The organism is Streptomyces sp. GESEQ-35 (genome assembly GCF_017948485.1).
Taxonomy (GTDB): Bacteria; Actinomycetota; Actinomycetes; order Streptomycetales; family Streptomycetaceae; genus Streptomyces.
Genome location: NZ_JAFFSX010000007.1, coordinates 173956 through 190875 on the forward strand (window position 1 = coordinate 173956; position 16920 = coordinate 190875).

General features: G+C 65.5%; 11 protein-coding genes. 7 read left to right on the top strand and 4 right to left on the bottom strand.

Going from position 1 to position 16920, the window contains the following annotated elements; all coding sequences use genetic code 11:
- Positions 1-48: 48 nt before the first annotated feature.
- Positions 49-258, bottom strand: a complete 210-nt coding sequence (locus KCH87_RS16335; protein ID WP_210586812.1) for a DUF397 domain-containing protein — start codon at positions 256-258, stop codon at positions 49-51.
- Positions 255-1124, bottom strand: a complete 870-nt coding sequence (locus tag KCH87_RS16340; protein ID WP_210586813.1) for a helix-turn-helix transcriptional regulator — start codon at positions 1122-1124, stop codon at positions 255-257. Before KCH87_RS16340 ends, KCH87_RS16335 begins: the two co-directional genes overlap by 4 nt.
- Positions 1125-1295: 171 nt before the next feature.
- On the opposite strand from KCH87_RS16340, the gene KCH87_RS16345 reads away from it, so the two are divergent.
- The 3 genes from KCH87_RS16345 to KCH87_RS16355 all read left to right on the top strand — a co-directional run bounded on the left by KCH87_RS16345 (position 1296) and on the right by KCH87_RS16355 (position 3627).
- Positions 1296-1817 carry an ATP-binding protein gene (locus KCH87_RS16345; protein ID WP_210586814.1) on the top strand — a complete coding sequence of 174 codons (522 nt, stop codon included), beginning with the start codon at positions 1296-1298 and terminating at the stop codon, positions 1815-1817.
- Positions 1818-1827: 10 nt separating this feature from the next.
- Positions 1828-3150 carry an AAA family ATPase gene (locus tag KCH87_RS16350; protein WP_210586815.1) on the top strand — a complete coding sequence of 441 codons (1323 nt, stop codon included), beginning with the start codon at positions 1828-1830 and terminating at the stop codon, positions 3148-3150.
- Between the two features lie 144 nt (positions 3151-3294).
- Entirely contained in the window at positions 3295-3627 is a 333-nt protein-coding gene (locus tag KCH87_RS16355; protein ID WP_247196305.1) for a hypothetical protein, read from the top strand.
- On the opposite strand, the gene KCH87_RS16360 is transcribed toward KCH87_RS16355, so the two are convergent.
- Positions 3539-7834 carry an Eco57I restriction-modification methylase domain-containing protein gene (locus tag KCH87_RS16360; protein ID WP_210586817.1) on the bottom strand — a complete coding sequence of 1432 codons (4296 nt, stop codon included), beginning with the start codon at positions 7832-7834 and terminating at the stop codon, positions 3539-3541. The genes KCH87_RS16355 and KCH87_RS16360 overlap by 89 nt on opposite strands.
- Before the next feature lie 466 nt (positions 7835-8300).
- Here KCH87_RS16360 and drmA point away from each other — a divergent pair, with 466 nt between their 5' ends.
- From drmA to KCH87_RS50080, 4 genes are all read left to right on the top strand, one after another.
- Positions 8301-12158 carry a DISARM system helicase DrmA gene (drmA, locus tag KCH87_RS16365; RefSeq protein WP_210586818.1) on the top strand — a complete coding sequence of 1286 codons (3858 nt, stop codon included), beginning with the start codon at positions 8301-8303 and terminating at the stop codon, positions 12156-12158.
- Positions 12155-14065 (top strand): DUF1998 domain-containing protein, encoded by a 1911-nt coding sequence (drmB, locus tag KCH87_RS16370; RefSeq protein WP_210586819.1) that lies wholly within the window; start codon positions 12155-12157, stop codon positions 14063-14065. Before drmA ends, drmB begins: the two co-directional genes overlap by 4 nt.
- Positions 14066-14109: 44 nt before the next feature.
- On the top strand, positions 14110-14823 hold the full coding sequence (gene drmC, locus KCH87_RS16375; protein ID WP_308298846.1) for a DISARM system phospholipase D-like protein DrmC: 714 nt from the start codon (positions 14110-14112) through the stop codon (positions 14821-14823).
- Positions 14824-15475: 652 nt separating this feature from the next.
- A complete protein-coding gene (locus KCH87_RS50080) occupies positions 15476-15601 on the top strand; it encodes a hypothetical protein (protein ID WP_282612951.1) in 126 nt (41 codons plus the stop codon).
- A gap of 23 nt (positions 15602-15624) precedes the next feature.
- On the opposite strand, the gene KCH87_RS16380 is transcribed toward KCH87_RS50080, so the two are convergent.
- Positions 15625-16761, bottom strand: coding sequence for a molybdopterin-dependent oxidoreductase (locus KCH87_RS16380; RefSeq protein ID WP_210586821.1), 1137 nt, complete (start codon positions 16759-16761; stop codon positions 15625-15627).
- Positions 16762-16920 lie beyond the last annotated feature (159 nt).

Consider the following 16920-nt stretch of genomic DNA (forward strand, 5'->3'; position numbering starts at 1 on the left):
GCCCCGGCAAGTTGTCCGCCGGGGAGCCACACTCATGTGCCGTACCGCTCAGCCCGCCTCACGCACAAGCGCGACGAACGCGGCCCACCCCTGCGGGCTGAAGCCCAGACGCGCGCCCTGCTTGTTCTTTGAGTCGCGTACGTGGACCGTGCCGGGGCAGGCCGCGACCTCGACGCATTCGGGGCCTTCGTTGCTGCTGTAGCTGCTCTTGAACCACTCCAATCCGGCAGCACCGTCGGCAGAGGGCTTGATCGTCATGTCTCTCCCAGCACTTTCTCGATGAACGCCAGTGACTCCCGTGGCGTGAGAGCCTGCGCGCGGATAATCCCATACTGGGCTTCCAGGCGGCGGACTTCATTCCGTTCAGGGATCACGCGACTGAAGCGCTGCGCCTCGATGTGCCCCACCTTTGGGCCATGGTGCGGATCGACCAGCATGAACGAGCCGCCCATCGCAGCGTGGTCCTCGCGGTCCGTCGGCATCACCTGGAGGTCGGCACGCCGCGAGCGGCCCACTTCCAACAGTCGTTCGAGCTGTAGCCGCATCACCATCTTGCCACCGAGGGGGCGCCGTAGCGTCACCTCCTCCTGGACGAAACTGAGGACGGGAATGGGGCGCCGCTCGAAGATCTGCTGGCGTGCCATCCGCGCTGCGACGTATTGCTCGATCGTCTCCTCATCGAGCATGGGGCGGCGCATCCGGTATAGCGCCCGGGTGTACTCCTCGGTTTGAAGGAGGCCGTGGATGTGAAGAGCGGCATACGCCCCCAACTCCGCCGCGTCCCCCTCCAGTCGAGCCAGGTCCCGCACCTTCTTCGGGTACCGAAGCTTCTCCACGTCCTCCTTGAACTCCGCCAGCATCCCCTCCGCTCCCACCACCTCATCCGCCTTGTCGAGGAACGCTGGCTTGGGGATCCGTCGCCCTCGCTCAACAGCCGACACCTGATGCTCTGTGTACCCGATCCGGCTCCCCAACTCGGCCTGCGTCAGCCCCGCCCGCTCCCGCCACCGCCGCACATGTCGCCCCACCATCTCCAGGACCTCGGACATCCCCTCGTCCCAGTCCTGCGCCTCCGCCGAGCTTCCCGTACCGCCACCCGTCTCTTCCGACTCCGTACCCGTCATGCCAGCCACCTCCGGCCGTACCGTCATCACCCCGCACTCACCTGACACCGCTCCACACCGCGTGCAGTCACGCCCGACAGCCCGGACAACTCGCTTGGACAGCCCGACAACTACGCTCCGTATCGGCGTCATCGCTGTTCAAGATAGACGCACCCGACCACGCTGAGTGACATGAACCAGCAGATCTCCACCCCCCTCCCCGCCACCCAACTCGTCCCACCAGCCCGTCACTTCACCATCCAGCTCAGCGCCACCCGCAGAGGCGCCCGCCTGGCCCGCCGCCTAACGACCCACCAGCTCGACGAGTGGGGCATCTCGCACGGCACCGACCTCTCCGACCGCGCCGCCCTCGTAGTGGCGGAGCTCGCCGCGAACGCCGTCGCGCACGGGCACACCCCGGGCCGCGACTTTCGCCTCACCCTGACGTTGGCCCGCACGCTCCACGGCATCCCATCCACCTACATCCTCCGTGTCGAGGTCACGGACACCCGCCCGGAGCGCCTACCACCGCCCTCGCAGGACCTCACACCTGCCGCCCCCGACGCACCCGCCGGTCGAGGTCTGCTCATCGTCGACACCCTGGTCACCCGCTGGGGCACGCGGGCGGACGACCGGCTCACCAAGACCGTATGGGCGGAACTGACCGATGCCCGGCCCGGAGCAGACCAGGCCGCAGGGCATGGCCTGCGGTAACTTGGCCGGTGTGACTGCCCAGGGCATCGAAGAGGTCCGCCTGACCGCGTTCAAGAGCTTCCGCGGTGAGGCCTTCCGGCTCGCTCCGCTGACCGTGTTGATCGGACGCAACAGCAGCGGCAAGTCGAACGCGCTCGACGGACTCGAAGTGCTGTCTCGTCTGGCACGTGGCGAGGACATCGCCGAGGCGCTGGAGAGCCGGCGCAGCCCGGCAGGGCCGGTGCGCGGCGGGCTCGCCGGATGCGTGCCGCACGGATCGGACAGATTCTCGCTCGGGTGCACTGTGAGCAGCGAGTACGGGCCGATCCACCTGGATGTGACGATCCAGGTGGAGCCGGAGGTGCAGATCGTCGAGGAGCGCCTGTCCGGGCCCACCGTCAGCGGTCATCGCGACGTACTCGTGAGCGGCGCGCCGAGCCCGCACCTCGGTGACATCCAGGCGTCGTGGCACAACGGCAGGCCCGGCCGGAATCCGAGCGGCCCGTTCCGTAACTCACGTCTCCTCACGTCACAGCTGCCGTTGCGCCTGGCCGGTGACACAGAGGGCGAGCACGACTGCATCTGGATCGCCCAGTCGGTGCTGTCGGCTTTGGTCGGCGCCTTTCACCTCGATCCGGTGCCGCACCTCATGCGCCAGTACGTCCCGTCGCGGGACGTACATCTGCGACGCACCGCGGAGAACCTGTCCGCCGCGATCGGCAACGTACAGAGGACGAGCCCTGAACTATTCGATCGGCTCGTGCAGTTGCTGCGCGGGCTGGCCGATCACGACATTGAGACGCTGGCGGTCACTAAGTCCGAGCTGGGCGATGTGATGCTGGCGCTGGATGAGGGGGAGCTGGGGCTGACTCCGGCCCGGGAGATGAGCGACGGGATGCTGCGTTTTCTCGCCATCACCACATCGCTCCTCACCGGAGGGAGGGGGCTCGACCTCGGTTCGTCGAGTGCGGGCAGTGCGAGGGGCGGTTCGGAACGCGCACTCATGTTGGTCGTTGAGGAGTTGGAGAACGGGCTGCACCCCTCCCAGGCGTCAGAAGTGCTGCAACTCGTCCGGCAGGCGAGCGCGGAGAACGACACGCAGGTGCTCATCACCACGCACAGCCCGGCCTTGTTGTCGGCGCTCGACAGCGCGGATCATGATGGGGTCGTGGTGTGCTGGCGGGACAGGGAGTCTGGCACGAGCCGGCTCACCAAGCTCACCGAGCTCGACGGGTATCCGGCAGCCATGGCGGCCGGACGCCTGGGCGATGTGATCACACAGGGGCGGCTGGAAGCCCGCGGGCAACAGGACCGCGACTACACGGAGTTCGACCGTCTTCTGGGGATCGGGTGAGGCGTGGCTCGCAGGGTTGAATTCGTCGACACGTCGATTCTCTGCAATCTCCTTGAGGTGCCTGGCAAATGCCAGGACCGCGAGAAGGTGATCGAAGAGCTGCGTCGCAAGAGGGAGGCTCGGGACTGTGACCTGCTGCTCCCTGTGACCGCGGTCATCGAGACGGGAAACCACATCGCGCAGTTGCCTGACGGGCGGCAGAGGCGTACATGCGCGGAGCGGTTCGCCGGCGTGCTGCGCACGGTGGTGGAGGGCAAGGCGCCCTGGGCGCTCAACGAGGTGGAGTGGGACGCGGCGCATCTCAATGCGCTGATCGGGGGCGGCAGCACGGGCAGCAGCCTGGTGGAGCACGCCTGCAATCAGCTTGGCTGCGGCGACCTGAACATCCTCATCGAACGGGACCGGTACCTTGCCCGGACGTCCGGGGTCGCGGCGACTGTGTGGACGCTGGATGCGCTGTTGGCGTCGTACGCGTGAGGGATGACTCGTCGAAGGGGAGAGACTCCTGCCTGGGGTGGAGGCCTGCGTCGGCCTCGGCTTGGTGGCGGCGTTGGTTCTCTTCGAGTAGGCGGTCGAGGATTTCCTGGCGGACGATGGGGCCTACGGTGTAGCGGGGGCCCTGGCGGGTGTCGTGGAAGCCATGGTTGAGGCCGCCGGGTTGGTCGAGGAGGTCGTGCCAGCCGTAGCTGCGGGCCACTTCCTCGTCAATGGCGCGGTGGATGGCCCGCAGTTCCGTGACATCCGAGTCCATGCACCTCTTGTCGTGGACGAGGTTGTATGTGGCAGTGAGCCCGCTTCGTACAAGCATGATCTGGCCACGGCGGGTGTTCAGTTGGTTGCCTAAGCGTCGGAGTTCTGGGGTGAGCTCCGGCCGTAGGAAGGTCTCGAACACGTAGGAAGGTGTGTAGCGGAGATCACCCCTCATGGTTGATGAATGACGGATCGCCCACCAATAGTGCGGTGCGCTGCTGAGCAACGCCAGCATCCCGGTGTCATCTGTTGCGAAAACAACTGTTGCCTCACTCATGACTTGGCCAGTTGGTACCAGCATGGGCATTACGACTTTACTAACGCGTGTTATCACGAGCACCTGTTTCAAGCCTGTAATGGCTTGATGTAGATCCCCTCGAATTCGCCAGTAGAGCCACCATCGATCCATTAGGCCTGCGTACGTGCGCGGGTCCTTCGCAGCCCTCTCGGGCTTCACCCGCCGACGCACCTGTTCGTACGCTTCGGGATATTGCTTGGCGCGCTGCTCGCTCCAGTCGTGGAAGTTGATGATCCATCGACTTGCCGAGCCGTCGGGGTGCGAATTCAGATCCTGCCCGTTGAGATAAGGGAAGAGCACCTCCCGATACCGTTTGTCTTTTCCGATCAAGGCTTGAGCTGCCTCTGGCTCCATGGTAAATCCGGTGCCGAGGACTAGTGTCCCCTGGAATGCGATTCCTTCGTTCTCTTTCAGCCGATGTGCTGTTCCAGTGACGCGTGAAACCGGGTCCAGCGATGGAGTGATCCCCTTAACTGGTATTCCATCCGAGAGCCGCAGCCCACCTGCAGCTAAATTGCTCCGGCTTGCCCACACGGCGCAGTACTCCAGCATAGCGCTGCGGGACGGCCAGGGATTGCTCTGTACGGACTGACGGATTTCGAGTCCATCTGCCACGAGTCGATCAAGTCCAACCTCCCGTGTGTCCCCCTGCGCCAGGGTGTTCGTGGCGATTAACCCCATCTGCCCGCGCGCGTTCAGCAGGTTGTGCATGCGTAGGAGGAAGTACGCTGCTAGGTCTGCATTCCCGCGAACCCCACGCCCCAGGACATGAACCAGATACTCTCGATACCCCCTCCCTAAGGTTCCGGTAAGCTTCTTGCCGCCCAGATATGGCGGATTTCCCACTATAGCGTCGAAACCGCCACCCTGGAAAACTTCCGGGAATCGGTGTGGCCAATTTAGCGGCTTCCATTCGTCGGGGTCTCCGAGGCCTGCGGCGCGGCGCCACCGCGCTATGTCTTCTCTTGCTCGGCTCTTGATGCTCGCCTGATCCTCTGTATGAACCTTGCCCAACTGGTAAGGGCGAGTAGCCGCCGCGACGGCGGCCGTATCCAGGCCTGGCGCACCATGCTGGGCTTCCGCCAAGGATGCGGTTACGATGAGCTCGCCGAACAACTCTAAGAGTTCGACGGAATGTTCAGCTTCTTCCAATATCCTCCTCTTTCTTTCGAGAGCTGTGAGTGACGTTCCGGGAATGTCGACGATGCTCTTTCGTAACTGCGCCGCGTGCTGGATGTAGGCGCCCATCCCAAGCTGCTGCGAAATGGTCGACGTGTAATCGACCGGGGACCGGCGATGAACCGTATTCTCTGCCGTCGGCAATAGGTGCATGTACTCCACTTGCTCGGCCGATGAGATCCCTGCGAGCGCGTCTCCGTCAATCAGCCGGTCATCCAGGAACGTGAACGGCATCCCGGGCTCGACTGTGTCCAACCACAGGGAAAACTTGGCGAGCTCGACGGCGAGCGGATTGATGTCGACGCCGTACAAACAATGCTCCGTAATTTCTCGGCGCGCCCGGATCATCACCAGGTCGAACCCGTCATCCTCTCGTTCCCGAAAGGGCTCGTGCCGACGGATGACATCAGCCTCGAACTGTTCCTTGATGCGTCCTGCCGCCTCTGTTTGCTGCTCGATTGCTCGAGCCTCGACCAGACGCTCCGCCAGATACCGACAGGCCGCGACGAGGAATGCCCCTGAACCACAGGCGATGTCAGCGACCTTGAGCTTCAGAATGTCTCCGCTGGGCTTGAGCTTCCAGACCTGGCTGTCGGCCGTCTCCAGTGGTCCGGGGAAGTAGACCAATGGCTCCAATGTGCTGCGTACCACATCCGAAGCTAACCACTCAGGCGTGTAGTGCGCGCCCGTCGCCTTACGTTTCGACGACCTGCCGACGTAGAGGCCTCCCGGAAGGACGACGACGGGAAGCCCGCGCAGATCGCTGCGGATGATGCCGTAGAAGGGCAGGAGTCGCTCGGTGAGAGCGGCGTCGCCACCCGTCGCAGCTAGCAACTTCCGCTCAGCCAAGATATGTTCATGCCCGTCGAGTGCACGCAGTGCCCGCTCCACTGCCTTGGGCGTGCCAATGCCAGAGTTTTTGTACGCGCTGGAGAGCGACGTGGCAAACGTGCTGAGCTGGGTGCTTCCCCGAGTAGTCTCGGCAGCAAGACTCTCGATTGCGGCGAGTTCTACTTGGATTTCTTGGCCCGGCTTGCCCGATAGGCCGATGACCGCGGTGGCCGCGCGCTGGCCCTCATACTCAAGGAGTCCCTCGTAGACCTGGCCGATTTCACCGAGCGACAGATGACTGAACGCAGTTTTGCGTCGCTCCCGGGTTGGGCCTTGACCGGTGGTGATGTACTGGACGGAACGCAGCATGTGCAGCACGGTCCGGTCGTCCACAGGCCATGGAGACTCTCCGTCGCCCGGCTCGAGCCAGGGGTGTCGCCGAGGGTCGAAAAGGGAGCCGTCGTATCCACAAATGCGCATGCTGGGGTGATCTACACCCTGGTAGATGGCGTGGAATAGCGCCACAAGCCGGTGCCACGCTGCAGTGCTTTGCTCCAGGTCCTCTTCGCTCGTATCCCGGGCCTGCGCTTCGAGTTCGGCACACAAGCCGCCCGCCGAATAGGACCGTGCGTAGAGTGGGTTGTCGGCGGGCAGTAGCGCTTTCTCCTCGGCGAAGAACGCGAAGAGGATCCGCATCTGGGTCGCGAGGGCGGCGTTGTAGACCTCAGCTGCTGACTGTTTCTCCAGCCCGGCCCGGCCAGCCTCACGCGCTTCTCTATCTGCGCGGCCGATGGCGGCCACGAGAAGCTCGACGGCCGCCTTCACCTGTCGGCCCAGCGACTCGGTGAGCTCTTCTGCTCGATCCTCCGCATTGTTGAGGAGGAACGTCAGCGTCTCGTCGTCCGGTACGGAGAAGAAGCGTCGACGGCTGAGCAGCGAGATGAACGCCCTTACCATCGTCCGATCGGCCGCCGATCCCCAGTCCGCGGTGTCGAAGGTGATGTATGTGGCCGCTGCCTCACGGGGAGCCCAGATAAGAGTCCACCAGCGGCCTGCCGCGACCAGTCCGAGACCGATGCCGTGGTGGCGGCAGAGGCGAGCCAGCCGGTCCGCCGGAGAGGCGGACCACGCGGTGCCGGACTGCCGGGCCGTCGGCAGCACGTCCGGGACGCAGACGAGGCCCAGCAGAGGGATCGCGTCCGGCGCGGGACTGGACGCATCGGAGGCGTCCGGGTGGATCAGGGCGAACGACGGAGTCACCGTCTCCTGGTGCTCCGGAACGGACAGGGCAAGGTTGCCCAGGAGCGCAGGATCCTCGGACAGTGCGTCCCCCCAGCCCAGCAGGTCACGGAGGAGGTAGCCGATCCACGCGTCGTGGTAGACGCCCGGCTTCGAGTGCCACTCGCGGTGCTCGATCCGTAAGGAGCGCCTCGCCGGTCCGTCCAGGGCATCGAGCTGCGGCCATACGCGGGTCAGCGCCGGGATTCCGAGGAACGGGCCGTCAATCGTGACAAGACCCAGCCATTCCTCGTGCTGGCTACGGCCTTCCGCCGCGGGTGACCGGTTGCCGGCGGCCTGGCCGCGCCTCCTGGAGCCGAGTCGTGCCGATGTCGTACCGGTAGCCATAAGGCACCCCCGCTGCGAGACAACGATTGCGCACGGCGATCTGAGTAGGTACGTGGTCAGGCCTCAGAACTGACGGTAGCCGGACGAGTACCAAATCGGATAGAGCGCCTGCGGCATAGGACCTCCGGCTGTGCTGATGGGGACCGAGCGACGCACGAGTGCCGAGTTTGTCCCACAAGTGCTCGCCGACTGGCCGGCGTTGAGCGGCGCCTGCCAGCGGGACGGATCGCTTCATCGATCGTGGAGTCGCGGCTGCCTCGCTGGAGAGGTTCGAGGAATGCAGCGACGGAGACCACGCCGAGTATCCAAAACAAGCCATAGCTGCCCCGACCGTCCCGTTCTGAATGTCAGACGTGACCATTAGCATCCAGGTGATGGCAGGTCGTCACGGTCGTGGGTGATGGGTGCCGCGGAGCTGGCAGGGCCCTCGTGGGCCGCGTATGACGTACGAAAGAGGGACGCCCCGATGCCCAGTCAGTCCGCTGCGGTGCCGCCGGGCTCGTTGGAAGAAGATCTCCTCCAGCGGGTCCGCGAAGTACCGCAGACCTTCGTCCCGGCCGGCTCCTATGAAGTCCGGGACGATCTGGGTGAGCTCATCAGCCGCGATCTGCTCGGTCCCTGGGACGGCCCGAGCGAGGAGTTCGACCACCGGGCGGCCGGTCCCCGCGATCGCTATCTGGTTGGTTTGATCGGACCCAAGCGCACCCTCACGACCTCGCTGGCGGCCACCGGCGAGCAGTTGAACGACGACTCCGACGGCGAGGGCGACAGCAGTGACCAGAGCCTGCCCGAGAAGCTCACGACACAGAACGCCGGCCGTATGTGGGCGTCATCCATGGGAATGATGTTCGCCGTCGCTGCGGACGACGGAGTGGATACGGTCTCCGTGCGTGTCCGGTGGGGGCGTTACGACAAGTCCCAGGTGCTGAGCGACGACGGAGTCGCCCGTACGACCTGGAGTCGCGAGCAAGTCGAGAAGAACCCCGAGATCCGGCTCGACGGCAAGCCTCGGCAGGTTCTCCCGCTCACCGCCGACGACCCGGACGCCCCAGGGGTGCGTCTGATCGCCGAAGTACGGAACCGACCGGGTTCCGGCGGCCCGACCCGAGTGGTCGAACTGTCCCTGGTGAACGCCCAGGAGGAGCCCCAGCAGTCGAAGGACACCGCCTGGCTGTTCCAGACGGAGTTGCGGGTCACCGCGCTTGATGGCGCGGCACCCGTCTTCCTGCCCATTTCCGACCCGCTCGACGGAGCTGCGGAGGCCTACGACGCGTTCGGCGGGGCCGATCCGGAGGAGCAGCACCTGACGCTGCTCTATCGCAATCAGCTGAAGCACGCGGCGGGCCGCAATGTCGCCGTCGCGGTGACGATCGATGAAGGCGAACGGCGAGCCCGCGCGCTCACCACCACTTGGCTTCCCGTCTACGATGTTCCGGCCACCATCGCGCCGTCCGGCGAAGACGCAGCGCATCTCGCCGGGCTCGAACTCTCAATGGACGCGCTCGCCGAGCTTGCACCTGTTGAACTGACGGCAGCGCTCGCCCCGTTGGCAGACGGATACAGTGCCTGGCTCGACGAGCGGCAGGCGCAGGCCGAGCAACTGTCCCCCGGGCTACGGGACAGCGCGCTCGCCGCGGTGGAACAGGCTCGTGAGGTGTCTGTCCGGATCACCCTCGGAGCGGACCTCCTGAACGATCCGGACCGGCCCGAGGCTCTAGAAGCATTCCGGTTCGCCAACCGGGCGATGGCGCTCCAGCGGCGGCACACTGCCATCGCGGGGCTGCGCGAGAGGGAAGGCCTCAGTTTCGCCGAGGCCCAGCAACGGATCGCCGATCAAGGACCCGCTGCCGCGTCCTGGCGTCCGTTCCAGCTGGCCTTCGTTCTCCTCAATCTGCGAGCGCTGGCCATTCCGACACTTCCCGAACGGGAAGCAGGCGCCGATGCCATCGTTGACCTGCTCTTCTTTCCGACTGGTGGCGGTAAGACCGAGGCCTATCTCGGCCTCGCCGCCTTCACCTTCGCCATTCGCCGTCTTCAGGGAACCATTGGCTCCGGGGCGGATGCCCGTAGCGGTGACGCGGGCGTCGCCGTATTGATGCGCTACACCTTGCGGCTACTCACCGCCCAGCAGTTCCAGCGTGCCGCTGCCTTGGTCTGCGCCGCGGAAGTGCTGCGCCGAGAGGCGTTCGAGGGCGGGGACACCCGCTGGGGCGCGACGCCCTTCCGGATCGGACTGTGGGTGGGCGGAGCTGTCTCCCCGAACCGCTACGAAGAAGCGGCACAACAGATCGCCGAAGCGAAAGAAGCAGGGGACAGCCGCGGTGCCAAGGTGCTGCAGACCCTGGCCTGCCCCTGGTGCGGTACGGCGCTCAGCGCTCAGCGCGACCTCCATCCCGACGATGATCTGCGCCGGGTTCTTCTCTACTGCGCCAACGGCGAGGGCAAAAACGCCTGCCCGTTCTCACAGCGACGCTCCCCACGTGAAGGGCTGCCCATCCTCACGGTCGACGAGGAGATCTACCGCCTGGCCCCCAGCCTGCTGATCGCCACCGTAGACAAGCTTGCCCAGCTGCCGTGGCGCGGCTACGCCGGAATGCTCTTCGGGCGGGTGTCCCAGCTCTGTCTGCGCCACGGTTACCGGCACGCCGACCTGGACGCGCGGACCAAGTGCGGAGAGAAGCACAACGCCAAGGGCAAGTACGAAGCGGTCAAGAGCCAGGAAGTGACACGCCTGCGACCGCCAGACCTGATCATCCAGGACGAACTCCACCTGATCTCAGGTGCCTTGGGCACAACAGTCGGCCTCTTTGAAGCGGCCGTCGACGAGTTGTGCAGCTGGTCAGCGCCCGACAGTACGGGCGCCACGAAACTGGTGGGCCCCAAGATCGTTGCATCCACGGCCACGACGAAGCGAGCAGCCGACCAGATCCTCGGCGTCTTCGCCAGGAAGGCGGCAATTTTCCCGCCCCAGGTGATCGACGTCGAGGACACCTTCTTCTCGCAGCAGGTCGCACTCTCGCAAGAGGCGCCCGGCCGGCGCTACCTGGGAATCTGCGCACATGGCGTGAGGATGAAGCAGGCGGAGATCCGCGTGGCCGAGATCCTGCTGCTCGCCGGCCAGACGCTCTTCGACAAGCACGGCGAGCCCGCCGACCCGTATATGACGCTGGTGGGTTACTTCAACGCCACGCGTGAACTCGCGGGGATGCGCCGCTTCCTGGACGACGACATCGCCACTCGTGTCCGTGTCCACGGCAACCGCAAGGGCCTTTCCAATCGGCTGCTCCGCAGGACGGACATGCTGTCCGTGCAGGAGCTGACCTCGCGCATCTCCTCCGGGGACATCACGGAGGTGCTCGCTCGCCTGGAGATCGGCTTCGACGAGGAGGCAGACACGACGGTCCGCAAGGCCGCCTTGACCGACGAACTAAAAGCCGCTGCGCAGCACAAACAGCGACTCGACCCGTCGAAGCTGCACCTTCGCACCGAGGGCGCGGGCGCCGTCGACACGGTCATCGCTACCTCCATGCTCCAAGTCGGCGTGGACGTCTCCCGGTTCGGCCTGATGATCGTGGTGGGGCAACCGAAGAACACCGCCGAGTACATTCAGGCGTCGTCCCGCGTCGGCCGCGACGCGAAGCGCCCAGGTCTGGTCGTCACGCTCTACAACTGGACACGGCCTCGTGACCTGGCGCACTTCGAGAACTTCGGCCACTACCACGCCACCTTCTACCGCGAGGTCGAAGCTCTGTCCGTCACGCCCTTCGCGCGCCGGTCCCTGGACCGCACCACGGCGGCCGCATGGATTGCCGCGGTGCGTAACGCGACCGATCCCAACTCGCGCAATGCGGACGCGTTCGACGTCGATCTCGACGGCCCGCCCGCGCAGCAGATCACCGAGCGTTTCCTTCGGCGTGCCGAGGCGGTCGGCGGTGAACGGGCCCGCGGCTATCTCGTCGAACGTATCGACACCCTCAAGGACGCCTGGGCGCAGAAGAAACAGGGCAACGCGCGACTGGGCTACGAGGAGGGCAGGTGGAAGGGCCAGCAGCTCACCGGCTTGCTGAACAGGGCAACCGGCGCGCGCTGGGATGAACTCACCGTCGCTCAGTCGATGCGTGAGACGGAGAACGAGATCAATCTGCTGGTGTCCGGCAGCGGCTTGTTCGACGTGGTCGGCGGAGCTCCCGCGTGGAGCTATCCAGGGGGCGGTGGGCAGGACGGCCCCAGCGACGAGGACACGCCCGAAGGCGACGAGACCGGAGCCGTACTGGACAACAAGGCCGTGGCGAACGGACAGAGCGGAAAGCAGGCGCACTCATGATGGACAAGGCCCAGTACCGCCGCCGCGTTGGCTCCGTGCGCCCCAGCCACCTGATGTTCACAGGGGGTGTCGGAGCGTTGGTCGATCTGCCGAACTTCGCCGTTCTCGTCCGAGGTATCGACGATTGGCAGTACGACTCCTTCGAATGGGCCGATCTGAAGGAACCGCGACTGCTACGGGCCGTCAATAGCCTGCTTGCCGATCAGTACGGGCCTCAGGTCACCCAACTTCGTCCGGCGCCCTGGATGGATGGAGCGGACACTGACCCCAACGGACCTGCGGCAAAAGTGGGTGTGCCCGTCCTGCCGTTCCCGCAGTGGCTGCGCTGTACCGCGTGCAACGAACTGGGTGCGCTGGACTCGAAGGTCTTCAAGTTCGAGAACGCCCAACCGCGCCGCCCGGACAAGGCCCGCTTCTTCCACGAGAACTGCACGACGAAGCGAAAAGGCAAGCGCCCGCTGGCCGTGGCGGCGCGCTTTGTACTCGTGTGCCCGTCCGGGCATCTGGACGACTTCCCGTACACGACCTTCGTGCACCGCGGCGGCGAGTGCACGGCGGTCAGCCATCCCCGCCTGCAGATGCTCGACCACGGTGGCAACCAGGCTGCCAACGTGAAAATCAAGTGCGTGAACTGCGGCAAGGAACGGAACATCCGCGACGCAATGGGCTCCCGGGGGGAAGCAACCCTGCCCAGTTGTCGTGGCCGTCACCCTCATCTGGCGACCTTCAGTCCAGGTGGCTGCGAGCAGCTTCCCAAGCCGCTGGTGATCGGTGCGTCCAATCAGTGGTTTGCGCAGACGCTGAGCGTCCTGGCAGTCCCGCCCACCAGCGGTAGCGCATTGCAGGGCAAGATCGAGCAGCTTTGGGACACGCTTCAGAAGGTCACAGCGCCCGCCATGCTCGAACTGCTCTGGGATCTACCGCAGTTCAAACCGCTTCACCAATGGGAGCAAGCAGACGTATTCGAAGCCATCCAGACACAGCAGGCTGCCACTGAAGCAGGTTCGATCCCACAGCCGACGTCATATCCCGATCTCCTCACCCCGGAATGGGAGATCTTCACCAGCCCTGATACCCCAGAGCCCACAGAAGACTTCACGCTCCGGGATGTCTCTGTCCCATCCGCCTTGACCGGCACGTTCTCGCATATTGTCCAAGCGGAACGGCTCAGGGAAGTCCGTGCCCTCGTCGGTTTCACCCGGCTCGACGCCCCCGATCCCGAAGACCCAGATCTGGTCACCCGTGCGCCCCTGTCCCGCAGCAGCACACCCGCCTGGGTTCCGGCCAGCGAGGTACGAGGAGAGGGCATCTTCCTGCGTATGCCCGAGTCGTTGGTGGCTGCCTGGGAACAACGAGTAGCCGGCTCCGCCGCCCTCGCGGCACACCGCGAGGCGTACGTCGAATTCCGCCGTAACCGTTACTCGGGACGTGTCCAGGGCAACGACAACCCTCTGCGCGGCTGGCCCGGAGCGCGGTACATCGCTCTGCACACTCTCTCCCACCTGCTGATCCGGGCCATCGCGTTGGAGTGCGGATACTCTTCGGCGAGTCTGTCGGAACGGATTTACTCCGGCCGGGATGAAGATCCGCGTACGGGCATCCTGATCTACACAGCCGTACCCGACGCCGAAGGCACTCTGGGCGGCTTGGTCTCGCTCGCTGAACCCAAGACGATCACTCGCATTGTGCGACGCGCCTTGGCTGACGCGGAGCGCTGCTCCTCCGATCCGCTCTGCGCAGAGCGACTTCCGCGTCCCCCGCACGAGGACTTCCTGCACGGTGCGGCCTGTCACGTCTGCCTCTTCGTGTCAGAGACCACGTGCGAGCGCGGCAACCGATTCCTGGACCGCCGGTTCATAGTGCCCATCGACGACCCGGACCTTGTTCTGTTGCAGGGAGCCAAGTGACCGGAGCGGCATTTGAGCGAGCTGCGGCCGATGCTCTGACGACAGTGGGAGCGGACGGTGTTCGTACTCTCGCCGAAGGCATAGGGAAACAACGCCCGAGGGCCTCGGTCCTCTCCGCTCGCGCGTTCCCAGGATTTGCGGACGCGGCGACGGCCCTTCTGGAGGCGATAGAAGCCGACGGTGTGGCCTCGTCAGCGGCGGCCGCTTACCTGCACGGACTCGCTGCCGGGCACGCTCTGAGGGCCAAGGAGCAGGAGATCTCACTGGTTTGGAGTGGGCCGTCATCGCATCGGGTCCCTGTCAGGACGACAAGTCGAGCTTTGCTCCAGCTCGTCGAAGCAGCCCAGCAGGAGCTGCTGCTGATGACCTACTCGGCAACCCGCTATACGCCGCTTACGAATGCGTTGGATGCCGCTGTTGGCCGGGGGGTGCACATTGACGTCGTAGTCGAAACGTTGCAGGGCGCCGGCAGCGCTCTCTCCGGGACAGAACCTGCGTCTGCTTTTCTCGAGGTGCCAGGGCTGAGGGTCTGGCACTGGCCTCTCGGTAACAGGGCGGAACCGGGAGCCAAGACCCACGCCAAATTGGCGCTGGCTGACCGGCGGGTCTTGCTCACCACCAGCGCCAACTTCACACAGTCAGGAGTAGATCGGAACATTGAGGCTGGAGTGCTGATCACGGGAGGCTCGGTGCCCGCCCGTACCTCAGAACACATCCAGGAGCTACAGCGAACGGGTGTGCTGCAACGGTATTGGTGACCGGCCCCTTCCCGCCTGCCAGAACCTGTTGTGTGGAGGGGGGCGAACCCCTCGTGCCGGGACTGCCGCGAGAAGATCAACGCCATGTGAGGGCCGAGCCGGAGGCAGAAGGGCTCCAACGGGCCACTATGGTCAGGTCCTTGGACACCGTGGGGCTCCTCTCACGTCTCGGCGAAGCGGATCGCGTACCGGCTGATTTTCACTCCCGTCGCCCGCTCGACGAGAGCTCACGGCTATCCAACGTCGCGGGAGCCGTCACGCGGCGCTCAACGCTGTTCCCACCATCGCCGCCGAGACGCGAGTGAAAGGCCGGTATCCCCAGCCCATCGCCGAACCCGGCCAGGGCGCCGCGCGCCTCCGATGCCCGAACCGTCCGTCAGTTCCGCCGCCCCCGTGCCAACGCCACCCCCGCCACAACCCCCGTCACAACCCCCGTCACCACAGCCGTAACAACAAGAACCACCAACCACGAAGCCCAGTAATCCCGAGGCAGCACCGTCGGATTCGCCGGATTCCCCGGCCGAAGCAGCAACGGCAAGGCCAGCAGAGTCAGGCACCCCCCAGTCAGCAACCCACCCCGCAGCACCGGCCGTAGCCGTGACCGCCCGATGAGCAGGCCCAAGAGCAGCACGGCCGGTACCAGGAGGCCGTCATGCAGTACCACCGCCCCGCCCAGCCACACCGCCAGATCCCATACGTCAGTCAGGTCGGGGTGAGTCCGTATGACGAACTCCCGGATGCCGAAACCCGCGGCCGCCAGGCCGGGCGCCGCAAGTAGCAGACGTACGACCGTCGTTCTCGTCACGCGAGCACCTCCAGCCTCGTAACCCACTTGGTCTGCACGACGCCAGGCCGGTTCGGGGCGATGATGCGGGCCGGGTAGCCGTGGTCCGGGGCGAGGGTGGCGCCGTTGAGGCGGAGGGCGAGGAGGGTTAGGTCGTCTCGGGTGTAGGGGTGGTCCATTTCGGTCACTCCGTAGCCTCCTCGGCGTTGTAGGGAGACGATGCGTAGGCGGGCGCCGTCGGGGAGGCCGGCTCGGGCCAGGAGGTCCTTGATGCGTACGCCCTCCCAGTGGGCGGACTTGGACCAGCCCTCGACGCAGGCGATGGGGAGTTCGACTCGGTGTTGCGGCATCGCGCGCAACTCGTCCAGCGTCAGCTCGTAAGGGGTGGGTCCTTCCACCCGTAGCCGCCAGTCCCGTACTGCCTCCTCCGTGACTCCCGCCGACCTCGCCGTTCGGTTCACCGGGAGTCCCTGCGGGCCCACGTCCGGGTCTCTCGGGGCCAGTAGTGCCAGGTCCTTCAACGGAGTTATCGACTGGCCCGCCGTGAAGAGCGTTACGGCGCCTACCGCTGTGCCTATGCCCAGCAGCAGGGAGCGTCGGTCGACCTCGTCGCGCAGTTCCGGCTGGGGCGGCTCTGCTCGTCTGCGGCGCCAATTCGCCGCAATCACAGGGGCCTTCACCGCCAGGTGCAGCAGCAGCGAGCCGATGATGACCCACGCCAGCGCCCAGTGCACCTCGCGGAAGGAGAACGGCCACGCGTACCACTGGATCGTGTTGAGCAGGCCCATGAACAGTTCGAGGAGGGTGGCTGAGACCAGGACGGCTATGGACAGGCGTTCCAAGGCGTGGGCGATCGAGCGGACAGGGGGCCATTCGAAGACGTGGGGGTAGACCGTCCATAGCTTGACCAGGAGGAGTGGTACCGCTGCTATGCCGCTGATCACGTGTAGGCCTTGTGTGACGCGGTAGCCCCACGCGGGGCGGGTGGGCAGGTGTGGGGAGAGCCAGGTGGGCGGCTCCTGGAGGTAGTGGCTGATCACGCCGGACAGGAAACAGACCAGGATCGTTAGACCCAGGAGGCGGCCGACCACGGTTGCCGTGCGTGGGTCGTGCAGTCTGCCTCGGAAGCGGGGGAGTAGGGCGGGTGCGGGCATGGTGCCATTGCACGTGTGCGGGACCGCCGAGGGGAATCAAATCCGTCTTACGGAACTCTGACGCACCCCGGCCTGCATCGAAGGATGTCCGCGACCCGGACGGTTACCGTCGCCGCGCGCGGCAGCTTCAGTACGCCGGTCCTGGACGGATGGCCGTCG